The sequence below is a fragment of the Microvirga calopogonii genome (assembly GCF_003347665.1).
GTDB lineage: Bacteria > Pseudomonadota > Alphaproteobacteria > Rhizobiales > Beijerinckiaceae > Microvirga > Microvirga calopogonii.
In genome coordinates this window covers 22107-48030 of sequence record NZ_QDGA01000037.1, presented here as the reverse complement: position 1 = coordinate 48030, position 25924 = coordinate 22107, and the positions used below count along the sequence as shown (strand labels likewise).

Genomic DNA, 25924 nt, shown 5'->3' with positions numbered 1-25924 from the left:
ACTGCTGTCGTGACAGGCTCGACCAGCGGCATCGGCCTCGCCATCGCCCGCGCTCTCGCCAAGGAGGGCGCCAATGTGGTCATCAACGGCTTCGGCGATGCGGACGCCATCGAGAAGGAGCGTGCCGCCATCGAGAGCGAGTTCGGCGTCAAGGCGATCCATTCGCCGGCCGACATGTCGAAGCCGCACGAGATCGAGGAGATGATCCGCCTGGCCGAGCGCACCTTCGGGGGCGTCGACATCCTCGTCAACAACGCGGGCATCCAGTTCGTCTCGCCGGTGGAGAACTTCCCGGTCGAGAAATGGGACCAGATCATCGCCATCAACCTGTCGTCCGCGTTCCACGCGATCCGCGCCGCGGTGCCGGGCATGAAGGCGCGCCAATGGGGCCGCATCATCAACACGGCCTCGGCCCATTCGCTCGTGGCCTCGCCGTTCAAGTCGGCCTATGTGGCGGCCAAGCACGGCATCGCCGGCCTCACCAAGACGGTGGCGCTCGAGGTGGCGACCGACGGGATCACGGTCAACTGCATCAGCCCCGGCTATGTCTGGACGCCGCTGGTCGAAAAGCAGATCCCCGACACCATGAAGGCGCGCGGGCTGACCAAGGAGCAGGTGATCAACGACGTGCTGCTGGAGGCGCAGCCCACCAAGCAGTTCGTGACCGTCGATCAGGTCGCGGCGCTGGCCGTGTTCCTGTGCTCGGACGCGGCGAGCCAGATCTCGGGCGCGAACATCTCGATGGATGGCGGCTGGACCGCGAAGTGAAGCACCAACCCTCATCCTAGATCGACATATGCCATCCGGAATGTCTCCCTGGCACGTCATCACCGGCCTTGTGCCGGTGATCTCGATCGATTGAAGCGCAGCGCTTTTCAATCGAGACGGCCGAGCCGAGCCCGGCCATGACGTGTGGGGCTATGGAAGCAATCTCCGATACACTTACGCTGTCCCAGAGAGCTGCCTGGACAAACATCACCCGCGCGCAAACGCGTCCGTCGCCTCGATGAGATGATGCGTGATGCCCGGCTCGCTCACGGCATGGCCCGCATCCGGCACCATGATGAACTTCGCCTCGGGCCAAGCCTTGTGCAGCTCCCAGGCCGTCTTCGGCGGCGTGGCGATGTCGTAGCGGCCCTGGATGATCACGCCGGGGATGTCCTTCAGGCGATGGGCGTTGCGGATGAGCTGGCCCTCCTCGAACCAGCCCTCATTGACGAAATAGTGGTTCTCGATCCGGGCGAAGGCGATGGCGTAATGCTCGTCGCCGAACTGGTTGCTGTATTCCTGGTTGTGCAGGAGCGTGATCGTCTCGCCCTCCCACAGGCTCCAAGCCCTCGCCGCCTTCGCTTGGACCGCAGGATCGGGATCGACCAGGCGCTTGCGGTAGGCCGCCATCAGGTCGCCGCGCTCCTCCTCCGGGATCGGAGCGAGGAAGCCTTCCCACTTGTCAGGGAAGATCCAGGACGCGCCTTCCTGGTAATACCAGAGCAGCTCCGAGCGGCGGAGAGTGAAGATCCCGCGCAGCACCAACTCGGTCACGCGCTCCGGATGCGTTTCCGCATAGGCAAGGGCGAGCGTCGAGCCCCAGGAGCCGCCGAACACCATCCACTTGTCCACACCCATCATGATGCGCAGGCGCTCGATATCGGCCACGAGATGCCAGGTGGTGTTGGCCTCGAGGCTCGCATAGGGCGTCGAGCGCCCGCAGCCGCGCTGGTCGAAGAGCAGGATGCGGTACTTCTCCGGATCGAACAGTCGGCGCTGAGTCGGCGTGCAGCCGCCGCCCGGGCCGCCATGAAGGAAGACCACAGGTTTCCCCTGCGGGTTGCCGCACATCTCCCAATAGACCCAATGACCGTCGCCGACGTCGAGCATGCCGTGATCGTAGGGTTCTATTTCGGGGTAGAAGGTGCGCATTGCGAGAGCTCCATCAAGGGAAGCCTATCCATAGCGAGACAGGGCAGGGCTGTCAGCCATCCGACAATTGTTGAGCCGGCTTCGAACCCACTAGCGCGTCGTTCAACTGTCATATAGTTTTGCAACTGGGGAACATGGGTAAAAGCCCAGCCACATTGGAGGATGAAGATGTTGACCAAACGCGCCAGCCTGAAGCTGGCTACGGCCCTCGCTGCTCTCATGGTCGTCGGATCGGCGCATGCCGCCGAGAAGCTACGGCTTCTGACCTGGGCCGATTACGCTCCGAAGGACGTGATTGACCAGTTCACGAAGGAAACCGGGATCGAAGTCGAGGTTACTCTCTCGAACAACGAGGAGATGATCTCCAAGCTGCGCGCCACGCAGGGCGCAGGCTTCGACCTCGTTCAGCCGAGTCAGGATCGCATCGCCGGCCCGCAGGCGGAGTTCGGCATCTACAAGCCGCTCGACCTCTCGAAGCTCAAGTCCGATCAATTCATCGCCTCCATGCTGGAAGCGACCAAGAAGAACACCACGGTCGGCGGCAAGGTCTATGGCGTACCCCACATCTGGGGCACCGACGGCCTGATCGTGAACACCAAGGCGGCCCCGAAAGTCGCCGACTACAACGACCTTTGCGATGCCGCGATTGCCGGCAAGGCCAGCTTCCGCGCCAAGCGTCCCGCGCTCATCGCCTTTGCCTTCGCCAACGGCATGGATCCCTTTGCGTCCTACGGCGACGCCAAGGCCTATGCGGCCATGATGGACAAGGTCGGCGCCAAGCTCGCGGAGTGCAAGAAGAACGTGAAGTTCTTCTGGGACGGCAAGGACCAGCTCCTCAACGCCTTGCGCTCCGGCGAAGTGGTGGCGGCCATGGCCTGGGACACGGGCGGCTGGAAGCTCAACTCCGAGAACCCCGACATCAAGTTCATTGCGCCGAAGTCGGGCGCGCTGGGCTGGGTCGACACCTTCGCGATTCCCGCCAAGGGCCGCAATGACGATGCCGCCTACAAGTGGATCAACTTCAACATGAAGCCCGAAATCGCCGCGAAGGTCGCAGCGTCGGCAGGCAACTTCACGGCCTCGAACGGCGCCGACAAGCTCATGCAGGGCAAGCTGAAGGACCAGTTCGCCGAGAGCTTCCCGAAGGCCGCCATCGACAACATCAAGTGGTATCCGGCCGTGCCGGCCGGCATCGAGGAGATCGAGGGCAAGGTCCTCGACCGTCTGAAGGCCGGTTCGTAAAAGCCCAATGTGTTGTATCATCATCCCCCAGCTGGTCTGGGGGATGACTTTTTGCGTGGCAGCGTCATGGCCCATTCCACCGATCTCGACATCGTCAACGTCACCAAGCGTTTCGGCAGCCATGCGGCCGTCGATGACGTGACCTTCAGCGTCGCTCCCGGCGAGTTCTTCTCGATCCTCGGCCCCTCCGGCTGCGGCAAGACCACCCTGATGCGCATGATCGCCGGGTTCGAGCATCCGACCTCGGGCGACATCCGCATTCGCGGGCAATCGATGATCGGCGTTCCGGCCAACAAGCGCCCCGTCAACATGGTATTCCAGAGCCTCGCGCTCTTTCCCATGATGAGCGTGGGCGAGAACGTAGCCTATGGGCTCACCTGCCGCGGCGTGTCCCGGGCGGAGGCGGAGGAGCGCGCCAACCGGATGCTGGAGCGCGTCGGCCTCAAGGGTTTCGGCGAGCGCCGCGTGACGGCCTTGTCCGGTGGCCAGCGCCAGCGCGTCGCCATCGCCCGCTGCCTCGTGCTGGAGCCCACGCTCGTGCTCCTCGACGAGCCGCTTGGTGCGCTGGACCTGAAGCTGCGCGAGCACATGAAAATCGAGCTGAAGCAGCTGCAGGGCACCTTCAACACCACCTTCGTGTACATCACGCACGACCAGTCCGAAGCGCTCGTCATGTCCGACCGCATCGCCGTGATGAACCAGGGCAAGTTCGAGCAGGTTGGAAGCCCGCGCGAGCTTTATCACAACCCGGCCACACCCTTCGTCGCAAGCTTCGTTGGTGAGACGAATCGCTGGCAGGGACAGGCGGCAGCTTCTTCCAATGGCGCCATCGCCGTCCGCCTGCCATCGGGGGCTGTCGTGCAGGGGCAGGGGAGCGCGGCGGCCCAAGGGGCGCTTGCCTTCGTGCGGCCCGAGGCCGTGGCGCTCGCGCAGGATCCCTCGTCCTTGGGCAACCTGCCCAACCGCTTCGCGGGCCGCGTCTCGGCTGTGCTCTTCGACGGCGCCGCTTCGAGCCTGCTGATCGACACGGCAGGCTTCGAGCAGCCGGTGCGCGCCGTGCTGCCCCAGGCTGGGCCGCTTGCCGGCATCGAGGTCGGCGCGCCGATCCACGTGGGCTGGACGGCGGACGCCATGAAGGTCTTCGCCGCATGATGACGAAACAGGCATCGCGCCTCACGCTCTTTCTGCTGCTCGCTCCCGCGATCCTGTGGCTCGGGCTTCTCATCGTGCTGCCGCATGTGGAGATCCTCGTCCTCTCCTTCAGCGAGCGCGTGGCGCCGCGGGTCTATGCCTTCGGGTTCGGCAGTTATCTCGAGTTCTTCACCGAACCGCTCTACTGGCGCACCTTCGCGCGCACGGCCTTCATGTCGATCCTGGTGACAGCACTGACCCTCGTGCTCGCCTTCCCCATCGCGCTCTACATCGCCCGCGTGGCTCAGGGCCGCGTGAAGGCGATGCTGCTGCTCCTCTGCCTCTTGCCGTTCTGGGTGTCGGAACTCGTGCGCACGCTCGGCTGGATGATGCTGCTGCGCGAAACGGGCGTGATCTCCTACGTGCTGAGGGCGATCGGTCTTGCCGACCAGCCGGTGGAGCTTCTCTACAACGACGGCGCGGTGATCCTGGGTCTCGTCTATGGCGGCCTTCTGTTCATGATCGTGCCATTGGCCAACGCGCTGGAAAGCCTGGAGCCATCCGTGGTCGAGGCGGGCTTCGATCTCGGCGGCAGCCGCTGGACGGTTCTGCGCCGGATCGTCATTCCCCATGCGATGCCGGGCATCGTCGCGGGCTCGATCATTGTGTTCATGCTGACCGTCGGCAATTTCGCCACGCCCGTGCTGCTCGGCGGCAAGAACGGCCTGTGGTTCACCGAGCAGATCTACGCGCAGTTCATCACGCGCTTCAACTGGCCTCAGGGCGCGGCCTTCGGCATGCTGCTTCTGCTGCTCTCCTCGGCCATCGTGTGGCTGGGCCTGCGCCTCACCGGCCAGAGCCTTGGCACCACCCTGAAACAGGCCTGAAGACCATGAACCGCCCGTCCATCGCCTGGAAACTCTACATCGCGGCGTTCTACGTCTTCCTGTTCGCGCCGCTGCTCATCGTGGCGATCTTCGCGTTCAACGCGAGCCCGTTCCCATCGCCGCCTTGGCGTGGCTTCACGCTCGAATGGTTCACCGGCATGGGCGCCGTTTTCGGCAAGCCCGGCGTGCTGGCGGATCCGATCTGGTTGAGCAGCATCGGCAACAGCTTCAAGGTCGCTGTACCCGTGGCGTTGCTGGCCGTTCTCCTCGGCACGGTCAATGCCTGGGTGCTGGAGCGGGCCGAATTCCGCGGCAAGACCTTCCTGGCCATGATGATGCTCTGGCCGCTCGTCATCCCCGGCGTGGTGCTCGGCATCTCGATCCTCGCCTTCTTCTCACGGCTGGCGAACGGGCTCGAGGAGTGGCTTCAGACCGATCTCGACTTCCTGCGGCCTGGACTGACCCTCGTGATCCTGGGACAGCTGTCCTTCATCCTCACGATCTCGACCCTCATCATCGCCGCGCGGCTGCGCAAGTTCGATCGTTCGCTGGAGGAAGCGGCCTTCGACCTCGGCGCGAGCCGGCTGCGCGTGCTGCGCACCGTCACGCTGCCTTTCTTAAGTCCTGCGCTCATCGGTGCCGGACTCGTGGCTCTGCTCATGTCGTTCGAGAATTTCAACACGACCCTGATGCTCGTCGGCTCCGACGCGCCGCTGCCGATCACCATGTACGGTCAGATGCGCGAGGGCGCGACCCCGGCGATCAATGCGGTGAGCCTTCTTCTGATGCTGGGCGTCGGTGGGATCGCGAGCATTTTCGCGCTCACGTCGAAGGCGGAGCGTTAGCTTTCACGCCACGTCATCACCGGCCTCGTGCCGGTGATCTCGCTTCTATAAGGCGCCGTGCCTTTTCTTATCGGGATGGCCGGCACAAGGCCGGCCATGACGTGGTGGGTGTGATCCCCGGCGCACGAAGTGCGGGAAGGGGATCCATAGTGCGGAGCGTGTGAGCAGATTCCCTTCCCCTCCGCTCACACTCCAGCCGGGAATGATATGGAGGAGAGCCGGCAATCCCGGAAAGCTCACTGCCCCCAGGTGCGCTCCAGGACGTTCACCCAATTCTCATGGCAGAGCTTGCGCAGGGTCGCTTCGTCGTAGCCGTGGCGGCGCATGGCGTCGACGAGGCGGGGCAGGCCGCGGGCATCGCCGATCTCGGCCGGGATGGTGGCGCCGTCGAAATCGGAGCCGAGGCCGACGCCGTCTACGCCCACATGCTTGATCAGGTGATCCATGTGACGGATCATCTCCTCCAGCGGCGTGTCGTCGTTGCGCTGTCCGTCCGGGCGGATGAACGAGGTGGCGAAGTTCACGCCGACCATGCCGCGGCTCTCGCGGATGGCCGCGAGCTGCTTGTCGGTCAGGTTGCGCGAGTGCTGGCAGATCTCCCACGCGTTGGAATGGGTGGCGACGAGCGGCGCGTCGGAGAGGCGCGCCACGTCCCAGAACCCCTTCTCGTTGAGGTGCGAGAGGTCGATCATGATCTTCAGGCGGTTGCAGGCGCGCACCAGATCGATGCCGCGATCCGTCAGGCCGGGGCCGGTGTCCGGCGTCGAGGGATAGCGGAACGGCACGCCGTGGCCGAAGATGTTCGGGCGGCTCCAGACAGGGCCGATGGAGCGCAGGCCGCTCTCGTAGAGCACGTCCAGCATGTGCAGGTCGGGGTCGATGCCCTCGGCGCCCTCGATATGCAGGATGGTCGCGAGTCGGCCGTTGTCGAGGCACTGGCGGATATCGGCGGCCGTGCGGCAGATCTTCACCTCGCCCTTCGAGGCACGCTCGATGCGGATGAGGAGCGAGGCCATGTGAACGGTGACCTGCTGGCTCGTCGCGAGCGCCAGTTGCGACGGCAGGGGTACGTCATAGCGCGACTGCGTCATCAGCGCGTCCACATCGATACCGACGCTGTCGCTGTCCGACGGCACGTAGACGGCGAAGAACCCGCCCATGAGGCCGCCCTGCTTCATGCGCGGCCAATCGAGATGCCCGATATTGTCGCCTTCCAGGAATGCCTTCTCCGGCTGGAGCTTGCCGCGCATCAGGCGGAGAAGGACGTCGTTATGGCCGTCGAAGATGGGCATCGGGGAAGAGGAGGACATGGTTTCGTGCCAAGCGGTTGGAATTGAAAAAATCAGGTTTAGAGCTGTTTCCGTTGACGTGGAAGCAGCTCCCTTCTTTGCCTCGTCGCATTTTCTGGCAAACCGGAGATGCTTCGCCGAAAAATGCTCCTCTCTTTGACTGGCGCATCGTTCACTGCGGCCCTCCGGGCTCGTCCGATGCTCTAGCCGGCCAGAGACCGGGTCGGCTGTTTCTCTTTCCTCGTAAAGCCCTGGCTCGCCTGGATCAGGGATCGGGTATACTCGTTGGAGGCCGCGCCTGTGCGCAGTGCCGCGGAGGTGGTTTCCTCGACGGCTTCGCCGTGGCGCATGACCAGGAGCCGCTCGCACAGATGCGCGACGACGGCGAGGTCGTGGCTCACCAGGATATAAGTCAGCCCCATCTTGCGGCGCAGGTCGTCGAGCAGGTTCAGGATTTCCGCCTGCACGGACGCGTCGAGCGCCGAGGTCGGCTCGTCGAGCAGCAGAACCTTCGGGCGCAGGATCAGCGCGCGGGCGATGGCGATGCGCTGGCGCTGGCCGCCCGAGAGCTGGTGCGGGTAGCGGAAGCGGAAGGAGGGGCCAAGGCCTACCTCGCGCAGGGCTTGAAGGATTCGCGTCTCCACGTCCTTCTCGCCGTGGATCGCGAGCGGCTCGGACAGGGTGCGGTCGACCGTGTGGCGCGGATGGAGCGAGGCATAGGGGTCCTGGAAGACCATCTGCATTGTGCGGTAGAAGGCTTTCGAGCGCGGCGTGGTGACTTCCTTGCCCTCGACGAGGACGCGCCCGCGCGTGATCGGCGCCAGGCCGCAAATGGCGCGCAGCACCGTCGACTTGCCGGAGCCGGATTCGCCGACGAGCCCGTAGGCCTCGCCGGGCTCCACGTGGAAGTTCACGTCCTTGACCGCATCGACCCTGAGGCGACCGGTGCCGAAGACGACTTGAAGATTCTGAATATCGAGCATCGGATCTTTCACCTGTCACAGCGCCCAGGCGGGGTCGCGGTTCAGGGTGGGAAGCGGACGGACGTCGTCGGCGAGCGTCGGCAGGCAGCGCATGAGCCCCTGGGTATAGGGATGCTTCGCCTCGCGCAGGTTCTTCGCCTCCAGCTCCTCGACCACGCGCCCGGCATACATCACCAGCACCCGGTCGCAGAAGGAGGAGACGAGCTTGAGGTCGTGCGAGATGAAGATGAGCCCCATGCCGCGCTCGGTGACGAGCTCGTCGAGGATACGCAGGACCTCCATCGACACGGTCACGTCGAGGGCCGATGTCGGCTCGTCGGCGATGAGCAGGTCGGGATCGGTCACGAGCATCATGGCGATCATGGCGCGTTGTCCCATGCCGCCCGACACCTCGTGCGGGTAGAGCGAGAAGATACGGGCCGGATCGCGCATCTTCACCGCCTCCAGCATGGCGAGCGCCTTGTCGCGGGCTTCCCCGCGGCCGGCCTTGGCGTGGGCCTGATAGGCCTCGATGATCTGCTCGCCGATGGTCATGACCGGGTTCAGCGAGTATTTCGGATCCTGCATCACCATGCTGATGCGCCCGCCGCGCAATTGGCGCAGGGTACGCTTCGAGGCGGTCTGCAGATCGATCCCGTCGAAGGCAAGGCGCTTGGCCGTCACTTCGCCCGGAGGAGGGGTGAGACCGAGGATGGCGCGCCCCGTCTGCGACTTGCCGGAACCGGACTCGCCCACGATGCCGAGGCGCTCGCGGCCGAGCTGGAAGGTCACGCCGCGCACCGCGTCCACGGTGCCGGTGCGCAGATGGAAGCGGACGCGCAGGTCTTCGACGTCGAGAAGCGGCTTGGTCATTTGGCTGCCTTCGGATCGAGAACGTCACGCAGGCCGTCGCCCAGCAGGTTGAAGCCGAGGCTCACCACGAAGATGGCCAGACCCGGCATGGCGGCGACCCACCATTGGTCGATGAGATAGTTGCGGCCCGTGGCGACCATTGCGCCCCATTCGGGGGACGGCGGCTGCGCGCCGAGGCCGAGGAAACCGAGGCCCGCGGCGGTGAGGATGATGCCGGCCATGTCGAGCGTCACACGGACGATGACGGAGGACAGGCAGAGTGGCACCACATGGCCCAGGATGATGCGCGGCGTCGAAGCACCCTGCAGCTTCACGGCGGCGATGAAGTCGCTGTTGCGGATCATCAGGGTTTCGGCGCGGGCGATGCGTGCGTAGGGTGGCCAGGACGTGATGGCGATCGCGATGACGGCGTTCTCGATGCCCGGCCCGAGGGCCGCCACGAAGGCGAGCGCCAGGACGAGGCGCGGGAAGGCGAGGAAGATGTCGGTGATGCGCATCAGCACCGTGTCCACCCAGCCGCCGAGATATCCCGAGACCGTGCCGACCAGGAGGCCGATGGGAGTGGCGATGATCGACACCAGCACCACGACGAACAGGGTGATGCGGGAGCCGTAGATGATGCGCGAGAAAATGTCCCGCGCCTGGTCGTCCGTGCCGAGCCAGAAGGTCTCGCTCGGGGGCAGGAGGCGCTGGGTGCGCAGGTCGCCGCCGACGATCGGCGAATAGGGCGCGATGAAATCCGCGAAGAGCGCCACGAGGATGAGCAGAAGCACGATGGCAAGACCGACCACCGCAAGCGGATTCTTGGTGAACGAGCGCCAGCCGAGATAGAAACGGCCGAGGCGGGCCTGCCAGCGGGAATGCGGCTCCGGCGAGAGCAGCCAGGCCCGCCAGCCGGTCGGTTGGGAAAGAGCAGGGGAGCCGGCCATCAGCGGGTCCTCGGATCGAGCAGACGGTAGAGCAGGTCGGAGATGAGATTGAGCACCACGAAGGCGGTGCCGATCACCAGCGTTCCACCCAGCACCGCGTTCATGTCCGCATTCTGCAGGGAGTTGGTAATGTACTGGCCGAGGCCCGGCCATGCGAAGACCGTCTCGGTGAGCACGGAGCCTTCGAGCAGGTTGGCATAGGATAGGGCGATCACCGTGATGAGGGGAACGGCCGCGTTGCGCAGGGCATGACGCCAGATCACGCGCATTTCGGACAGACCTTTGACGCGCGCGGCGATCACGTATTCCTGCGCCAGCTCATTCAGCATGAACGAGCGCGTCATGCGGCTGATATAGGCGAGGGAGAAATAGCCGAGCAGACAGGCCGGCAGGACGATGTGCGAGGCCGCATCCCAGAACGCATCCCATTGGCCCTGCATCGCCGTGTCGAGCAGCACGATGTTGGTGACCGGCGTGTAGAGATAGGAATAGGCCACGTCGATGCGGCCCGGTCCCGGAACCCAGCCGAGCTTGGCGTAGAACAGCAGCAGGCTCATGAGGCCAAGCCAGAAGATCGGAATGGAATAGCCGGCAAGGCCGATGAAACGGACGACCTGATCGAGAAGGCTGCCGCGCTTCACGGCCGCCAGAACACCGAGCGGGATGCCGATGAGGGTGCCGATGAGCGTGCCGAGCGTCGCGAGCTCGAAGGTCGCCGGAAAGGCGTTCTTGATATCGGTCATCACGGGATTCGTGGTGAGAACCGAATTGCCGAAATCGCCGACGACGGCTTTCTTCAGGTAGATCCAGAACTGCTCGATGAGCGGCAGATCGAGGCCGAGTTCCTGACGCACGCGGGCATAAACCTGCGGCGGAGCCCTGTCGCCGACGATGGCGATGACGGGATCGATGGGAACGACGCGGCCGATGAAAAAGGTGACGGCAATGAGCCCGAGCAGGGTCGTCGCCAGCACAAGGATGAATTGAGCGGTCTTTGTAAGGTAGAAGCGGAGGGCATCGTGCCCTCCGCCTCCGGTTGCGATCGATGATGCCATTGCAGGTTTAGTTCTTCTTCGCCTGCGAGATGTCGTTGTCGCTGAAGGACGGGCCGAGAACGAAGTTGTCCACGTTCTTGCGCACGGCCGCGACTTCAGTCTGCTGCAGGAAGATCACGAACGGACCGTCGTCGAGAACCGCCTTCTGCAGCTCCTTGTACATCTGTGCACGCTTCTCGGCGTCACGCTCCATCACGGCCGCGCGGGTCTTGGCGGTCAGCGGGCCCGGATCCCAGGCATTGCGCCATGCCAGCGGCTTCGCCTTGGCGTTATCCGAGTTGTCGTCGTTCGCCGCGAAGGTGTCGGCGTTGGAGTTCGGGTCCTGATAGTCCGAGCCCCAGTTGCCGATATAGATGTCCTGCTGGCGGGCGCGGTACTTGGTCAGGGCCTGCTTCGAATCCATCGGCAGGATCTCTAGCTTGATGCCGGCCTGCGCGAAGGTGGCCTGCATGGCCTGGGCGACGCCCATGATCTCGGGCGTGGAGCGGGTGTCCATGGTGACCGAGAAGCCGTCCTTCAGGCCGGCCTTGGCGAGTAGTTCCTTCGCCTTGGCGACGTCGAGCTTGTAGGGATTGTTGGTCTCTGCGCCGAGGAAGCCCTTGGGCAGGAAGTTCTGATGAACGTCGCCCTTGTACTTCATGATCGTGTCGGCGATCGCCTGATAGTCCACGAGCCATTTCAGGGCCTGGCGAACCTCAGGCTTCGCCAGATTCGGGTTCTTCTGGTTCAGGCCGAGATAATAGATCGTGCCCTTGGGAGCGCTCTGGACCGTGATGTCCTTGTTGTTCGAGACGGCGGTGATCTCTTCCGGATTCAGGCTGCGGGCCACGTCGATGTCGCCCTTCTCGAGGAGCAGGCGCTGGTTCGCCGTTTCCTTGATGTGGCGGTAGATCACGCGGGCAAGCGGCGTCTTCTTCTCGTAGTTCGGGTTGCGCTCCAGAACGAGAACCTCGTTGGCCTTCCAGTCGCGCATGATGTAGGGGCCGGAACCGGCATAGTGGGTCTTCAGCCAGTTATAGCCGTAGTCGCCGTCCTTCTCGTTCTGTGTGAGAAGCTTCTTGTCAACGATGGAGGCAACCGAGTTGCCGAGGCAGTAGAGAACGAGCGTCGGAGCGTAGGGCTTGTCGACCTCGAAGGTCATCTCGAGCGGACCGGTCTGCTTGACCTTGTCCTTGACGTTGTTCTTGTCGAGGCCGAACTGGCCGAGGATGAAGGCCGGGGACTTGTCGAGCGCCACGGCGCGCTGGATCGAGTAGACCACGTCTTCGGCGGTGATCGGGTTTCCGGAGGCAAATTTGCGGTTCGGCTTGATCTTGAACGTGTAGGTCTTGCCGTCCGGCGAGACTGTCCAGGACTCGGCGACTTGGCCGGAGATCTTCGAGACATCCTTGATGTCGTAGGTGATCAGGCGCTCATAGGTGTTGCCGTTGATCTCGGACGCGCTCAACTCGAAGATCTCGGCGGGATCGAGCGAGATGATGTCGTCCATCTGCCAGGCCTGGACGAGGGTGTCCGGCGGCGTTGCCGCCATGACGGCGGAGAAGGAGGTCGCCATCGTGGCAACTAGGGCTGCGGATAGGAGGAATTTCGGAAGTCGCTTCATTGGCCATTCCCTTAGAGCGCTTAGAGCGCCTGTTGTTGCGCCAGTATGAATGCAAATCACACAAGCGCTGTCGAGTCTAGCAACTGGTTTTAAACTGGCAAACATTGCGCAGCGTGCTTAATGGGCGTGCAAGCGATCCTCCCGGGTGGCCTGAACCGGCAATTTGTGGCAAAGGCACCCGGACCCTCTTGATCGGATGAACGACCGTGTCTGAAGAAGCCAAAAAGTCAGGTGCCAACACCATGTGGGGCGGGCGTTTCTCGTCCTCGCCCAGCGCGCTCATGGAAGCCATCAACGCTTCCATCGACTTCGACAAGCGACTGGCTTCCCAGGACATCCAGGGCTCCATCGCCCACAGCGCCATGCTGGCGAAGCAAGGCATCATCGCCGAGAGCGACCGGGACGCGATCCATCAGGGGTTGCAGCGGGTCCTGGGCGAGATCGAGTCCGGCTCCTTCACCTTCTCGACCGCGCTCGAAGACATCCACATGAACGTGGAAAGCCGCCTGCGCGAGATCGTGGGCGATCCGGCGGCCCGCCTGCACACGGCCCGCAGCCGCAACGACCAGGTCGCCACGGACACCCGTCTCTGGGTGCGCGAGGCCCATGACCGGACGGACGAGCAGCTGACGATCCTGATCAAGGCGCTCCTCGACAAGGCCGAGGCCCATGCCGCCACGGTGATGCCGGGTTTCACCCACCTTCAGAGCGCCCAGCCGGTGACCTTCGGGCACCACCTCATGGCCTATGTGGAGATGTTCGGCCGCGACCGCAGCCGCTTCCGCGATTCCCGCCAGCGCCTGAACGAGTGCCCCTTGGGCGCCGGTGCGCTCGCCGGTACGTCCTTCCCCATCGACCGGCACATGACCGCTAGGGCGCTCGGCTTCGACGGTCCGACCCGCAATTCGCTCGATACCGTGTCCGACCGGGACAGCCTCCTGGAGTTCATGGCGGCAGCCTCCATCTGCGCCATGCACCTGTCGCGCCTTGCGGAAGAGATCATCATCTGGATGTCGGCGCCCTTCGGCTTCGTGAAGCTTCCCGACCGCTGGACCACCGGGTCCAGCATGATGCCGCAGAAGCGCAATCCCGATGCCGCCGAGCTGGTGCGCGGCAAGAGCGGCCGGGTCATCGGTTCGCTGGTGGCCCTGCTGACCGTCATGAAGGGCCTGCCGCTCGCCTATGCGAAGGACACGCAGGAGGACAAGGAGCCGCTCTTCGACGCGGCCGACACGATCGAGATCGTGCTCGCCGCCATGACGGGCATGATCCAGGACCTGGAGCCGGTGCCGGAGCGCATGGCGGCCGTGGCGGGCGCCGGCTTCTCCACGGCGACCGACCTCGCCGACTGGCTGGTGCGCAGTCTCAACGTCCCCTTCCGCGATGCCCACCACATCACCGGCCGGATCGTCTCGGAGGCGGAGAAGCGGGGCTGCACCCTGGAGGAGCTTCCCCTGGAGGCCATGCAGGCCGTCGAACCGAGGATCCACCAGGGCATCTACGACGTGCTGGGTGTCGAGAACTCCGTCCGTTCCCGCACGAGTTTTGGCGGAACGTCGCCCGTCCGCGTGGCCGAGCAGGTCGCCTGGTGGCGGGAGCGGGTCTGAGATGTCCCGTTAACCTTCGATCCTGGCCCCTCCCGGCACGACTTGGCAGGGTCTTGATAGGCCTGGATGCCATCGCCATATTGCCGACAGCGGCTCTTTCCGGGGCCACTTGAGCGCCGCATGAGCGGGCTCAAAACAACCGAAGTGCCTCCAACCTTGGGCTTCGAACATGTCGCGTCAGTCGCCCTTTGGGCATCCGTTCCTGTTAGGCTTCGACGAGATCGAGCAGGCGCTCGACCGTGTCGCCAAAGCGGCAGGAGATGGCTATCCGCCCTATAATATCGAGCGCCTGGCTCGCACCGAACACGCTCCCGAGCGCCTCCGCATCACCCTGGCCGTCGCCGGATTTACCCGGGACCAGCTGGAAGTGACCCTGGAGGAGAACCAGCTCGTCATCCGGGGGCGTCAGTCCGACGACAAGACAAGGCACTTCCTTCATCGCGGCATCGCCGCCCGTCAGTTCCAGCGTACCTTCCTCCTTGTCGACGGCATGGAGGTCATGGGGGCAGACCTGTCCAACGGCCTGTTGTCGATCGATCTCGTCCGGCCCGAGCCGGAGCGGATCATCCGCAAGATCGACATCATCGCATCGGACAAGGTGTGACGGCATCCGCAAACAAGGAGATGTCCATGAACTTCGAAATCAGAAATAATGGCGAGCCGGTCCTTGACGTTGCCGAACTGGCAACCCTGGGCGTGGGGCAGATGGCTTACGTGAAGCCGATCGGGTCCGACGAGGTCGCAAGGCTGTTTCCGCAGGCGCCGAAGCTCCAGCCCGGCATGCGGCTCTTCGCGCTCCTGTCCGCCAGCGGCGAGCCCATCCTGCTCACCGACAACCACGACGCGGCAGTCGCCAATGCCTGGGCGCACGACCTGACGACGGTCAGCCTTCACTAAGGCGCCGCAGCCCCGTACGGGCGTGGCGATGCGGATCTCACGGCTTGAAGCCTGAAGACCACCCTTGATGTCGTAAAGCCGGGCAGGGGGCCTGCCTCTTGCCCGGCTCTCCTGCGCCCCGGTGTCGACCAGTACAACGCTTCTAGCCGTAGGTATTGCTTGTGGATAATCCGGCGGTCTTCTATGATCGCGAGATCTGGCGGGTTCGGCAGCAAGCACAAATGGAATTGAGGGGCGCTACTCTAGGTTGTCAAGAAGTATTGCGCTCGGCTGAGCGCGCGAACACTTCCATCTGTTTCGAGAAACAACATTTCGGGACTTGTATTCACAATCGTGGGCGTGATTTCCCGGTAGAAAATATTCAACATAACATTCTCCTGATGGCGATCCGCCGAGGGTTCAATCACGCGTCCGACCGCCTGCCCTGCCGGTTCTGCCCATGAGCCGAGATATGCCTGCCGTCGTTCCAGGGGATATGTTCGGCGAGAACCGGGCTTTGCAGGTCCATGCGCCGCCGACCAGCCTGATCATCGACCATACGTTCCACACGAAGCGGCTCGATGAGCTGGAGAATGTGCTCAATGCGCAGGTCTCCCCGCAGAAGTTTGCGAATGCCACGGCCGGAGATCAAGCCAACGGAATGCTCGCATACCGCGGCCAAGACTCCTTCGGGATATTCCAGTTGCGGATCGGGCGTGACCTTGACGTCATCCTGGAGCCCGAGGAAGCAAACGACAGAATGGCCTTCGTCATGACGGCTTCGGGAACCGGAGAGTTCCTCTTAAATGGCAAGACCTTTTCTCACTCGTCGGACAAAGGTGTCATCTTCCCGTCCGGCCCACAGAGAATCGTGAGGTTCGATCAATCGACGGAAGTCAGAGTCTTCCTTTTGGAGCGCCTGAAGGTTGCAGAGTGTTGCGCCAAGCTTCTGGGCTACGACATTCCCGGCTTCGTCAACTTCGATGTTCAGGCCGATCTCGACACCGCTCCCGGCCGCAGCTGGCTGCGGCTGCTCAATTATGCGGAGGCCGAACTCTCCGATCCGTACTCCTTCATCCGGCACTCGCCGGCCGCCTGGCGCCAGTTCGAGCAGCAGCTGCTCACCGGTTTCCTGCTGTCCCAGCAGCATGAGTATACGCGGGCTTTGCTGGCGCCGCAGGCGGCGGCCGTGCCGTTCTATGTCAGGCGGGCGGAGGCGTATATCGAGGCTCATTTCGCCCAACCGCTGTCCTTGGCCGATATCGCCGCGCAGGCGGGGGTGAGCGCGCGCAGCCTGCAGACGGGGTTTCAGAGCTTCCGCCACATCACGCCCATGATGTTCCTGCGTTCCGTTCGGCTGCAGCGAGCGCACGAAGCATTGCGAGTGGCCGATCCCGCGCTCGTGACGGTGACGCAGGTCGCCCTGGCCTGCGGTTTCAGGCATGTGGGTGAGTTCGGAATCGCTTATCGCCGCGTTTTCGGCGTGACGCCAAGCCAGACGCTCAACAAGGTGCGCTGACCGTCGTTGCAGCTGACCGTCGTTGCATATGCGTCGTCGAGGCGGAAGCAGTCTGGATATCGGGGCGGCTCCTGCCGCCCCGTAAGGCTTCCGATCACTCGGCTGGCGTCAGGTGAGGCGTCGGCGACGAAGCGACGTCTCGGGCCGGCTTGAAGACGAAATAGGCGAACAGGACCATGGCGGCGAGCACGATCAGGGACGCGATGGCGGCGACCGGGTCGAAAGCCATGTATCCGAGGTGAAGGGCCGCAACGGCGACGGTCAGCAGGACGGTCCCGACCGACCAGACGATCACCTGGACCAGGGCCAGTCGGCTCTTATCGAGGGCGGGACGGCGCTCGTAGTAGATTCCGAAGAGGAACAGTGACACCCACCCGAGCAGGTTCAGATGTGCATGGGCGGGCATGATCGAATGATCCTGAGACGCAGCCATGCCAATTCCCATCGCCATGCCTGCGATGACGAAGAGTACGGCAAGTTTGAAGCTGAGCGACGACGCAGTCATGAGGTCCTCCTGAAAGTATTCCCGGGTGGTTTGCTTTTGTTTCCACTACACCGGTGAGCAGAATGTCCGATGTGTGGAAAATCACAACAGTGATTCGATAACGATAACGAATATATATGTTATTTCGTAAGGTAATGTAAATACGGTTACGTGTCCGAGCTCGGCAGGCTGGTTCAATCGGGCAAAAAAGAACGGCCCGCAGATGGCGGGCCGTCGAAACCACTCTCATTGGGATCAGCTGCGCTGGGTCACCCGCTCCTTGCGGGAATCCGAAATCTTCTGCTTTCGGGCTTTCGCCTTCTTCCAGGATGGTCTCATCCGGGCTTTCCGTGCCATCGCTCCACTCCTACGGGTCGGTTACTGGTCAGTGTCACCGGCTTTCCTGATATCGCGACGAGTCTTGTCCATGCCCTCGCGCTGGTCGTTCTCCTCCAGACGACGGTCGGCTGCGGAGCGGACGTTTCGGATCCGATGCCCGGGATTGCTCTCGGTCGGATGCACGATGCTGGTGTTCACGCTCCGCTCCGCCAATCCACGAGTCCGGTCTTCAGCTTTGCCGGACATCGGCTCATCCGTTGCTTTGGACATCGCTGCGGTGGGTGCCGGATCTCATGCCCTGCCGATCCTGGAGAGCATGTTCGCAACGCTCCACATGGCTTTCCGCGCGCCGCTGCATCTCCTGAGTGGTATGGCAAGGGTTCTCGACGTCCTGATGGCAGAACTGGCATCTCATGATCGCCTCCTTTGCAGCATGAGCAGTGGGCCAACGTGAAGGCGATCTCAGGGTTCCGCTCAGAAGCCGCTTCGTGCCGCGCACGACAGGCGTTGTTCGATGCGTCACTTGCAGTCTGCAATCAGGAACCAAGAGGCCCGTGGCCTGTTCACATCCATTCGTAGAGGTTCCGATGAAAAATGCTTTGATTCTGGCGGTCGGTCTCGCCTTCTTCGCGACGGGCGCCGTGAGTCAGGAATCGTCGCGAGATCGCGATGATTCGGGTCGCGGCGGCTGGAGCGGCAGGCACGACGAATGGGATCGCGCCAGGGATCGCAGTCGTGGCCCGATGATGCGGGACGACGATGAGGATTGGGGCCGCCCTGACGCGCAGGGCGCCCGCTTCTTCCTCCGCAGCGGCGACACGCAGCTTCGCGTTGTCTGCGGCAGTCGCGAATCCACGCAGGCCTGCGTCGACGCGGCCTTGCGGCTGTTCGACCGCATGCAGTCCCAGCAGGGAGCGGCGACGAGAACTCCCTCGGCTCCCGCTCCAACCCAGCCGCCTCAATGATGCTGGTCAAGGGTTTGATGCATCATGGACGGTGAGACGTCTCGAGTCAGCTCCTCGGAATCCATCACGTCAACGAAACCATGCCGCGGGAGCAATGGATCACCTGGGATGTCGGCTTCCTGATCTGGGGCGCGGCCATGCTGGTCGGCGGCTGGCTCCTTCTCCGCTCAGGTCGGCGCGAGACCGTTTCCCGGTTTGAAGTCAGACGCTCTCAAGGGCAGTGGTAAGATCTGCCAATAAATCATCACGATGCTCCAGCCCGACGGACAGGCGCACGAGTCCGTCCGGAATGTTCATCTCCACACGTTGCTCAGGGGTGAAGCGCTGGTGGGTCGTCGTCGCCGGATGGGTGACGAGGCTCTTCGCATCGCCCAGGTTGTTCGAGATCCGGATGAGCCTGAGCGCGTTCAGGAAGCGGAAAGCACCGGCCTTTCCACCTTTGACGTCGAGGGCGATCATCGTGGAGGCGCCGCTCATCTGGCGCCGGATCAGCTCGGCCTGGGGATGGTCGGGGCGTCCCGGATAAATCAGCCGCTGGAGCCTGGGATGGCCATGAAGCGCATCCGCGAGATAGCCCGCCGTCGCCGTCTGCTTCTCGACCCGCAAGGGGAGCGTCTCGAGGCCCTTCAGGAGCACCCAGGCATTGAAAGGCGATATGGAAGGTCCTGTCATGCGCAGGAATTGCTGCACCTTCGTCTCGATGAACTCGGTCGAGGCCAGGATCACGCCGCCCAGGCACCGGCCCTGCCCGTCGATGTGCTTGGTGGCGGAATAGACCACGCAATCGGCCCCGAGGGCGAGGGGCTTCTGGAAGAGGGGCGTGGCAAAGACGTTGTCGACGGTCAGCGTCGCACCGGCCTCGTGCGCGATGGCGGCCACGGCCGCGATATCGATGATGTCCAGGCCCGGATTGGTTGGCGTTTCGAGCAGAAAGGCCTTCGTCTCCGGCCGGACGGCGGCCCGCCACTGGTCGAGGTCCGCACCGTCGACGAGGGTGCAGCCGACGCCGAAGCGGGGCAGGAAATCCTCTACCACCCACCGGCAGGAACCGAAGAGCGCGCGCGCCGCCACCACATGGTCGCCAGCCTGAACCTGCCCGACCATGGCGGCCGTCACCGCGGCCATCCCGCTCGCCGTCGCCCGGGCCGCCTCGGCTCCTTCAAGGGAGGCGATGCGCTGCTCGAAGGCGTCGATCGTGGGGTTGGAATAGCGGCTGTAGCTGTAGCCGGGTTCCTCGTTCAGGAACCGCCGCTCGGCACTTTCGGCGCTTTCATACACGAAGCCTTGTGTCAGAAAGAGCGCCTCGGACGTCTCGCCGAAGGGCGTGCGTTGATGGCCTTCATGAACGAGGCGGGTTTCCAGGCGGTAATCGGGGTGCTGCGGCGAGGTCATGGAGCGATCCTACGATTGTTCTTTAAAAAGAACAATCGTCTTCTTTCGCGGAAAATTTCATAATATCCTTCTCCGGGCCCTCGTCAGCGCAGGACTTCCTTGCGCGCTTCCTCGATCAGCCGCTTGACGCAAGGCTCCAACGAATTGCGCCAGGGCGGAAGCTCCACTCCATGAACATCCTTCAGCTTGGTGCAATCGAGCCTGGAATTGGCGGGGCGCTTGGCCGGCGTCGGATAATCCGCTGTCGCAATCGGCCGGACCCTGGCAGAGGGACCGCCGAACCGGGCGGACAGTGCGAAGATCTCCGCGGCAAAGTCCGACCAGCTCGCAAAGCCTGTCCCGGTCATGTGAAACAGCCCGCGCAGGCTCCCGTCCTCCGGCCTTTCGAGAAGGTTGCGGCTCACTGCGAAAATCCCGTCGGCGATATCGAGGGCGCTCGTGGGCGATCCAAACTGGTCTCCGACCACCCCGAGCTCGTCGCGGTCGGCCGCGAGGCGCAGCATGGTTTTGACGAAGTTCTTTCCGAAGGGGCTGTAGACCCAGGCGGTGCGCAGGATGACATGGTTCTCCGCCTCCGCCGCCACGGCTTCCTCGCCCAGTAGCTTCGAGGCGCCGTAGGCTCCGAGCGGCGAGACCGGATCATCCTCGCGGTAGGGGCGGTCGGCCGTGCCGTCGAAGACATAATCTGTGGACAGATGGATGATGGGCACGTTCATGGCCGTCGCGGCGCCGGCTACGACGCCGGCGCCGATGCCGTTGATGGCCTCCGCCAGTTCCCGGTCGGATTCGGCCTGGTCCACGGCCGTGTAGGCGGCGGCATTCACGATCACGTCGCCCCCGGTATCGATCAGGGCGTCCTCAATGCCCGACGGATCGGCAAGATCGAGCTTGGGACGTCCGACGAGTACAGCCTGTGCACCATGGGCCCGCGCCCGCTCCGCCAGGGCGCGCGCGACCTGACCTTCCTTGCCGACGACGATGATACGCATGGACACCCGCAATCCCCTTCGATGATGAAGGCGACCCTGTCGCAACAGGGCCGCCCAAGCAAGATCAGTTGTTGCCGATGGCAACGCCTTCGCGGCGGCTGTCGGCGCCGCCGACCAGTCCCTCGGGCGTCACGACGATAGCATGGATGCCTGAATTCTGGTCGATCAGCTTGACCTCATGGCCCTTGGCTTCGAGGGCGGCCTTCCACCCTTCGGCCTCCGTTCCGGCCTCGAGTTCCGTCGGACCGTTGCGGCTGCCCACGTTGGGAAGGTCGGCGGCCACCTGAGGATCGAGCTTCCAGTCGAGAAGGCCCACGAGGGTCTTGGCCACGTAGTTGATGATCAGGCTGCCGCCCGGCGAACCCACGACCGCGTAGAGCTTGCCGCTGCCGTCGAGCACGATGGTCGGCGCCATGGAGGAGCGAGGGCGTTTGCCGGGCTCGACGCGATTGGCGACGGGCTTGTCGTCCTCCATCGTGGCGAAGGAGAAGTCCGTCAGCTCGTTGTTGAGCAGGAATCCACTCTTCGTCATCAGCCGCGATCCGAAGCCATCCTCGATGGTCGTCGTCATCGATACCGCATTGCCGTTGCGATCCACGATGGACATGTGGCTCGTGCCGAATTCGATTCCCTCGGACGGGCCCCACAGGAAGGTCTTCTGGAAGGGCGGATCGCCCGGCTTCGCCTTGCCCATGGACTTGTTGGGATCGATCAGTGCGGCCCGGCTCTTGAGATAGCCGGGATCGGTCAGGCCCTTGACCGGCACGTTCACGAAGGCGGGATCGGCCAGGAAAAGTGCCCGGTCGGCATAGGCCAGGCGGCCTGCCTCGGCGACCCAGTGCACCGCATCCGGTCCGGGCTTCAGGGAGGCCATGTCCTGCGTTTCCAGGATACCCATGATCTGCTGCACGGCGACCTGTCCCGAGCTCGGCGGACCCATGCCGCAGATCCTGTAGGTCCGGTAGTTCCCGCAGAGCGCGTCGCGCTCCTGGACCTTGTAGCTCTTGAGATCGTCCAGGGTCATGTCGCCGGGATTCGTCGCGTGGCCCGTCACGGTGCTCACGATGTCCTGCGCGATCTCGCCCGTGTAGAAGGCATCGGCGCCTTTCTCGGCGATCGTCCGCAGGGTCTTGGCGAAGGCCGGGTTCTTGAGAACCGTTCCCACGGCTTTCGGCGTACCGTCCGCTTCGTAGAAATAGGCCCGTGCCACGGGATCGTTCTGGAGATATTTCTCCTGGGTTAGGAGCCCGTTGAGGCGCGGCGAAATCGCAAAGCCTTCCTCGGCGAGGCGAGCAGCCGGCTCGATCACCTGCTGCCATGAGAGCTTGCCCCAGTTCCTGTGAGCCGCTTCAAGCAGGCGCAGCGTGCCCGGCACGCCGACCGAACGGCCGCCGACCACGGCATCATAGAATTTCATTGGCTTGCCGTCGGGCCCGAGAAAGCGTTCGGGCTTGGCTGCGGCCGGGGCGGTCTCCCGGCCGTCGAGGGTGGTCATGGTCTTCCCATCCCAGAAAACCATGAAGGCACCGCCACCGATGCCGGAGCTCTGAGGCTCGACGAGATTGAGAACGAGCTGAACCGCAATCGCCGCATCGACGGCGCTTCCACCGGCAGCCAGGATCTCCCGGCCTGCCTGCGCGGCCAGGGGATTGGCGGCGGCAACCATGTCTTTCGTCGCCGTTCCGACCGACTTGGTCGTGCGCCCGGTGGGAGCCTCGGGCGCAGGGGCGAGAGCCTGCGCGAAAACCGGGCCGGGCAGGGCAATACCCGCGAGAAGGCCGATGCTCAGAAGGTTTCGTCGAAGAGCGTTGTGAGTGATCATGCAGCGTGCTTCCTCTCTGGTTCTTCGGTCCCATGGAGAGGGTCAGCCTAACAAAGGATCATCCCTTTGCGCCACTTCCATCGGGCCGACGAAAAGAAGAAAATCCGCACTTGCTGCGATGCAACAACACACTCCTGTCATTCTTTTCCGGCAGGGTGCGATTCGTGATGCGAATAAGGGAGCAGGACATGTACTCATATAATCTGTTCCGAAGCACGAAACCGGACGGGCTGGTTTGTGCCGTGCCGGAAGAGCGCTCCGTCCCTTCATTCGTCGTCGAACCGCATTGGCAATTCGGTGGGCGGCTCGAGAGCCAGGACGCGCCGCTCGGGTTCGACCGGAAGGCGGCCATGGAAGGCGTGCGCTTCAACGGTTTCTATCTTTTTGCGAGCTTTCAGAAGGACCGGCCGGGCCATTGAGGTCCGGCGGCTTTCCTGCATGTCCGGCTGATCCGGCCGGGCATGCCGAACCGACTAAAGAACACCCCCGTCCATTCCGATCGAAACTTGATCTTAAGCGGCACCTGTCTTCTATCTGACTGACTTTCGCGCCCGCCGCCTTTCATCCCGATTCGATTGTGAACGCCTCCCTCGCCCTTATCTGGACCATCACGGCCGCAACCACCCTGCTGCAAGCTGGCAACGGTCTGCTTCAGGCGCTCATGCCCCTGCGCATGCAAGCCGAGGGGATTTCGGTCGCCTCCATCGGCGTCGTGGCGGCCGCCTACGGACTCGGCTTCTCGACGGGCTGTTTCCTGGCTCCGAGCTTCATCAGGCATGTGGGTTACATTCGGGCCTTCGCCAGCCTCGCAGCGATGGTGGCCGTCCTGATCCTCGCCATGACACAGGCGCACTCGACCTTGGCCTGGATCGTTCTGCGCGGGCTGACCGGCGTCACGCTTGCCTGCATCTTCACCGTGACGGACGGTTGGATCAGCGCCCGCGCCACGTCGAGCCATCGCGGGCGGATCCTGTCGATCTACATGATCTGCACCAAGGTCGCCCTGATGCTGTCTCCCCTCGGGATCGGCTTCGGCGATATCCGTACGGACGGCCTGTTCATGACCGTGAGCGCTCTGATCACGCTCTCGCTCCTGCCGATTGCCGCAACGACGACAACGGAGCCTGCCGCCCCGCAGGGCGTGCGGATCGAGGTTCGGAAGCTGTTCGCCACCGCGCCATCTGCCGTAGTGGGCGCCTTCGTGGTCGGGTTGGTCAACGGCCCGGTCATCGCCATTACGCCCGTCTTCGGCGTCAGCATCGGATTGAGCCAGGACCAGGCCGCAGCCCTTCTCTTCGCTCTCCAGGCCGGCAGCCTGGCCATGCAATGGCCGCTCGGGTGGCTCTCCGACAGGGCGGACCGGCGTTACGTGATCGCGGGATTGGCCGCAGGGACGAGCCTCGTGTCGCTTCTGATCCTCTGGGCCAGTGCGCAGGGTGCCAACCTGCTGATCCTTTGGTCGTTCGCAGCCTGGGGCGGCTTGGCCCTATGCATCTACTCGGTCTGCGTGGCCCATGCGTGCGATATCGTCGATCCGGGGCAGATCGTGTCCACGGTCGGGACGCTGCTGTTTTCCTGGGCGGCCGGCGTCACCGTCGGCCCTCTGTTCGGCGCGGCGGCCATGGAGATGATGGGGCCGAAGGGTCTGTTCATCTACTCGGGCGTGGCCTCGCTCGGGCTCGTCGCGTTCATCGTGGTACGGATTCTTCAGGTGGAGCGCTCTCCGGCCAAGGGAGGCTTTGCCGATATCGCACCCACCAGCTCCGCCACGGCAAGCCTGACACCCCGTGCGGACATCCAGGCCGTCGACGGTCAGGCTCCTGCGGCGGACAGCCGACGCGGAGCGGACGAGTCCGATCAGAAGGGTGAAGCGTCAGCCGTGGCACGGGCCGATACGGCCTCGTAGCGGTTGAGGCGTTTGTCGATCATCCCGTCGATCTTGTCATAGACCTCGGCCACGCTGAGCTGGCGGGTCTTCTTGCCGTCCTTGGTGAAGAACAGCGACTTGTTGGACTTGGCGGCTGCCGGGAAGGCGTCCGGCGCGCTCTTCTTCGGTGTGTCGTCCACCAGGGCGATGAACCTGCTCGCGCTGTCGACGCCGAAGAAATGGGAAAGATAGAACTCCGACCGGCTCAGCTGCCGCCCGAGCTTGCCTTCGATCTTGGCCTTGTCACGCTTCATCATCTCGGCCGCCATGAGGGCTGAAATGTAAGGGTTCCGGCGCAGTCCGAGAATGTGCTCGCGCATCGTGGCGTCCGCCACGTCGATCTTGGCTCCCGCGCCCGAGATTGCCTCGGCTTCAGCCGTCAGTCCATGCAGGGGACCGAACGAGCGTACCGCATCGAGCCAGGTGCTGGTGATGAACTGGAACAGGCCGACGGCGGAAGAAGTCGAGGCCTTGTTGCCGGGCAGAAAGCTCGATTCCTTGTCGGCAAGCGCCATCATGTAGACCGGATCGGCGCCGGTGGCCTTGGATGCCCGCAGGATCGTGTCGACGATCCAGACGGGAACGCGCATCTCCTCGAACTCCATGAATTCCGTAAGTTCGCGGGAAACAGTCTCCCCATCCTTGGAACCCGCCGAAGCTGGTTCTTCCGTCAGAGGAATGGACAGGATGATCTGCCTCTGCAGTTCCGCCGTCGTCGCTTCCGCTGCCGCGGCCGGAACGATGGCTTCGAGCGGATCGGCTGATGCTGCTTCCTGGCTGGACATGGAGAATGGCGCCGTCGAAGGGGCGGGCGGCAGCCGGATGGCATTCGGACCGGCGTCGAGGCTCGGCGGCAATGCCGTCCATGCCTCGGCCGCCGAGGCGGAATGCGTGTGGATCGCCGTGCCGATGCCAATCGTCAGGCATGCGCTGAGCCCGAAGCACTTGGTGAGATCCAGCAGGGTTTTCCCTCCCTGCGAGGGTGAGCGGCAAGCGTCAACAAGGGACCGGAAACCGGTCTTCCTCTCGTTCTCAAGGCAAATAGCCGTCTGCTGGCATGCGTCCTGAGACGCTGTCAGAGCGATTTGCATATGGATAAGTCCCCACAAATGCACCGTTTCTCCACCGAGGCGGGTGTACGGTCGTTCTTCGTTCGACGGGGAAAGTATGTGATGGCCTGATATGTCCAGAATAGGTCAGCTTGGCGGTAAAAATCCGAAAATGTTCCAGGGTGCGACGATTTGTGTTGGTTTATTAATAGACGTTCA

25 protein-coding genes and 1 pseudogene are annotated in these 25924 nt (G+C 63.6%); 13 read left to right on the top strand and 13 right to left on the bottom strand.

What is annotated here, in order from left to right; genetic code table 11:
- The coding region (locus DDF70_RS21935) for a 3-hydroxybutyrate dehydrogenase (RefSeq protein WP_114946950.1) at nucleotides 1-768 on the top strand (768 nt) is incomplete at its 5' end.
- Nucleotides 769-975: 207 nt separating this feature from the next.
- Here the strand turns inward: DDF70_RS21935 and pip are convergent.
- On the bottom strand, nucleotides 976-1920 hold the full coding sequence (gene pip / locus DDF70_RS21930; RefSeq protein ID WP_114946947.1) for a prolyl aminopeptidase: 945 nt from the start codon (nucleotides 1918-1920) through the stop codon (nucleotides 976-978).
- Between the two features lie 168 nt (nucleotides 1921-2088).
- On the opposite strand from pip, the gene DDF70_RS21925 reads away from it, so the two are divergent.
- Genes DDF70_RS21925 through DDF70_RS21910 form a run of 4 tightly spaced genes read left to right on the top strand, consistent with a single transcriptional unit; the run spans nucleotide 2089 to nucleotide 6025 of the window.
- Nucleotides 2089-3162, top strand: coding sequence for an extracellular solute-binding protein (locus DDF70_RS21925; protein ID WP_114946946.1), 1074 nt, complete (start codon nucleotides 2089-2091; stop codon nucleotides 3160-3162).
- Between the two features lie 51 nt (nucleotides 3163-3213).
- A complete protein-coding gene (locus tag DDF70_RS21920) occupies nucleotides 3214-4314 on the top strand; it encodes an ABC transporter ATP-binding protein (protein ID WP_245435596.1) in 1101 nt (366 codons plus the stop codon).
- Nucleotides 4311-5180, top strand: a complete 870-nt coding sequence (locus DDF70_RS21915; protein WP_170316105.1) for an ABC transporter permease — start codon at nucleotides 4311-4313, stop codon at nucleotides 5178-5180. The genes DDF70_RS21920 and DDF70_RS21915 overlap by 4 nt, the downstream gene beginning before the upstream one ends.
- Nucleotides 5181-5185: 5 nt before the next feature.
- Entirely contained in the window at nucleotides 5186-6025 is an 840-nt protein-coding gene (locus DDF70_RS21910) for an ABC transporter permease (protein WP_114946944.1), read from the top strand.
- A 236-nt stretch (nucleotides 6026-6261) separates the two neighbouring features.
- Here DDF70_RS21910 and DDF70_RS21905 read toward each other — a convergent pair whose 3' ends face one another.
- The 6 genes from DDF70_RS21905 to DDF70_RS21880 all read right to left on the bottom strand — a co-directional run bounded on the left by DDF70_RS21905 (nucleotide 6262) and on the right by DDF70_RS21880 (nucleotide 12736).
- Nucleotides 6262-7335, bottom strand: a complete 1074-nt coding sequence (locus DDF70_RS21905) for a dipeptidase (RefSeq protein ID WP_114946943.1) — start codon at nucleotides 7333-7335, stop codon at nucleotides 6262-6264.
- 182 nt (nucleotides 7336-7517) lie between these two features.
- Nucleotides 7518-8297: an ABC transporter ATP-binding protein gene (locus DDF70_RS21900; RefSeq protein WP_114946942.1), complete on the bottom strand. Its 780-nt coding sequence runs from the start codon at nucleotides 8295-8297 to the stop codon at nucleotides 7518-7520.
- Nucleotides 8298-8312: 15 nt separating this feature from the next.
- A complete protein-coding gene (locus DDF70_RS21895; RefSeq protein ID WP_114946941.1) occupies nucleotides 8313-9149 on the bottom strand; it encodes an ABC transporter ATP-binding protein in 837 nt (278 codons plus the stop codon).
- Complete coding sequence (locus tag DDF70_RS21890; protein WP_114946940.1) at nucleotides 9146-10078, bottom strand: ABC transporter permease; 933 nt, start codon at nucleotides 10076-10078, stop codon at nucleotides 9146-9148. Before DDF70_RS21890 ends, DDF70_RS21895 begins: the two co-directional genes overlap by 4 nt.
- Complete coding sequence (locus tag DDF70_RS21885; protein WP_114946939.1) at nucleotides 10078-11133, bottom strand: ABC transporter permease; 1056 nt, start codon at nucleotides 11131-11133, stop codon at nucleotides 10078-10080. Before DDF70_RS21885 ends, DDF70_RS21890 begins: the two co-directional genes overlap by 1 nt.
- Nucleotides 11134-11140: 7 nt before the next feature.
- Nucleotides 11141-12736: an ABC transporter substrate-binding protein gene (locus DDF70_RS21880; protein WP_114946938.1), complete on the bottom strand. Its 1596-nt coding sequence runs from the start codon at nucleotides 12734-12736 to the stop codon at nucleotides 11141-11143.
- 242 nt (nucleotides 12737-12978) lie between these two features.
- On the opposite strand from DDF70_RS21880, the gene argH reads away from it, so the two are divergent.
- From argH to DDF70_RS21860, 4 genes are all read left to right on the top strand, one after another.
- Nucleotides 12979-14343 carry an argininosuccinate lyase gene (gene argH, locus DDF70_RS21875; protein ID WP_114946937.1) on the top strand — a complete coding sequence of 455 codons (1365 nt, stop codon included), beginning with the start codon at nucleotides 12979-12981 and terminating at the stop codon, nucleotides 14341-14343.
- A 169-nt stretch (nucleotides 14344-14512) separates the two neighbouring features.
- The gene (locus tag DDF70_RS21870) at nucleotides 14513-14947 is read left to right on the top strand and encodes an Hsp20 family protein (protein WP_009763496.1); all 435 of its coding nucleotides are present in this window, start codon (nucleotides 14513-14515) and stop codon (nucleotides 14945-14947) included.
- Nucleotides 14948-14973: 26 nt separating this feature from the next.
- Nucleotides 14974-15240 carry a BQ00720 family protein gene (locus DDF70_RS21865; protein ID WP_114946936.1) on the top strand — a complete coding sequence of 89 codons (267 nt, stop codon included), beginning with the start codon at nucleotides 14974-14976 and terminating at the stop codon, nucleotides 15238-15240.
- A gap of 451 nt (nucleotides 15241-15691) precedes the next feature.
- Complete coding sequence (locus DDF70_RS21860; RefSeq protein WP_114946935.1) at nucleotides 15692-16738, top strand: AraC family transcriptional regulator; 1047 nt, start codon at nucleotides 15692-15694, stop codon at nucleotides 16736-16738.
- 94 nt (nucleotides 16739-16832) lie between these two features.
- On the opposite strand, the gene DDF70_RS21855 is transcribed toward DDF70_RS21860, so the two are convergent.
- A complete protein-coding gene (locus DDF70_RS21855) occupies nucleotides 16833-17243 on the bottom strand; it encodes a cytochrome b family protein (RefSeq protein ID WP_114946934.1) in 411 nt (136 codons plus the stop codon).
- Nucleotides 17244-17600: 357 nt separating this feature from the next.
- Nucleotides 17601-17807 carry a hypothetical protein gene (locus tag DDF70_RS21850; RefSeq protein ID WP_162820567.1) on the bottom strand — a complete coding sequence of 69 codons (207 nt, stop codon included), beginning with the start codon at nucleotides 17805-17807 and terminating at the stop codon, nucleotides 17601-17603.
- Nucleotides 17808-18148: 341 nt separating this feature from the next.
- Here DDF70_RS21850 and DDF70_RS21845 point away from each other — a divergent pair, with 341 nt between their 5' ends.
- Nucleotides 18149-18526: a hypothetical protein gene (locus DDF70_RS21845; protein WP_114946932.1), complete on the top strand. Its 378-nt coding sequence runs from the start codon at nucleotides 18149-18151 to the stop codon at nucleotides 18524-18526.
- Nucleotides 18527-18579: 53 nt separating this feature from the next.
- Nucleotides 18580-18753: pseudogene (locus tag DDF70_RS36800) on the top strand (DUF2243 domain-containing protein); the annotation flags it as partial.
- On the opposite strand, the gene DDF70_RS21835 reads toward DDF70_RS36800, so the two are convergent.
- From DDF70_RS21835 to ggt, 3 genes are all read right to left on the bottom strand, one after another.
- Nucleotides 18728-19918, bottom strand: coding sequence for an O-succinylhomoserine sulfhydrylase (locus DDF70_RS21835; protein ID WP_114946931.1), 1191 nt, complete (start codon nucleotides 19916-19918; stop codon nucleotides 18728-18730). The pseudogene DDF70_RS36800 and the gene DDF70_RS21835 sit on opposite strands and share 26 nt — an antisense overlap.
- A gap of 83 nt (nucleotides 19919-20001) precedes the next feature.
- A complete protein-coding gene (gene rfbD / locus DDF70_RS21830) occupies nucleotides 20002-20907 on the bottom strand; it encodes a dTDP-4-dehydrorhamnose reductase (RefSeq protein ID WP_114946930.1) in 906 nt (301 codons plus the stop codon).
- A gap of 64 nt (nucleotides 20908-20971) precedes the next feature.
- Nucleotides 20972-22729, bottom strand: coding sequence for a gamma-glutamyltransferase (ggt, locus tag DDF70_RS21825; RefSeq protein WP_114946929.1), 1758 nt, complete (start codon nucleotides 22727-22729; stop codon nucleotides 20972-20974).
- 188 nt (nucleotides 22730-22917) lie between these two features.
- On the opposite strand from ggt, the gene DDF70_RS21820 reads away from it, so the two are divergent.
- Both DDF70_RS21820 and DDF70_RS21815 read left to right on the top strand, forming a co-directional pair.
- On the top strand, nucleotides 22918-23148 hold the full coding sequence (locus DDF70_RS21820) for a hypothetical protein (RefSeq protein ID WP_114946928.1): 231 nt from the start codon (nucleotides 22918-22920) through the stop codon (nucleotides 23146-23148).
- 158 nt (nucleotides 23149-23306) lie between these two features.
- Complete coding sequence (locus DDF70_RS21815) at nucleotides 23307-24635, top strand: MFS transporter (protein WP_114946927.1); 1329 nt, start codon at nucleotides 23307-23309, stop codon at nucleotides 24633-24635.
- On the opposite strand, the gene DDF70_RS21810 is transcribed toward DDF70_RS21815, so the two are convergent.
- On the bottom strand, nucleotides 24587-25747 hold the full coding sequence (locus DDF70_RS21810; protein ID WP_114946926.1) for a transglycosylase SLT domain-containing protein: 1161 nt from the start codon (nucleotides 25745-25747) through the stop codon (nucleotides 24587-24589). The genes DDF70_RS21815 and DDF70_RS21810 overlap by 49 nt on opposite strands.
- Between the last annotated feature and the right edge of the window lie 177 nt (nucleotides 25748-25924).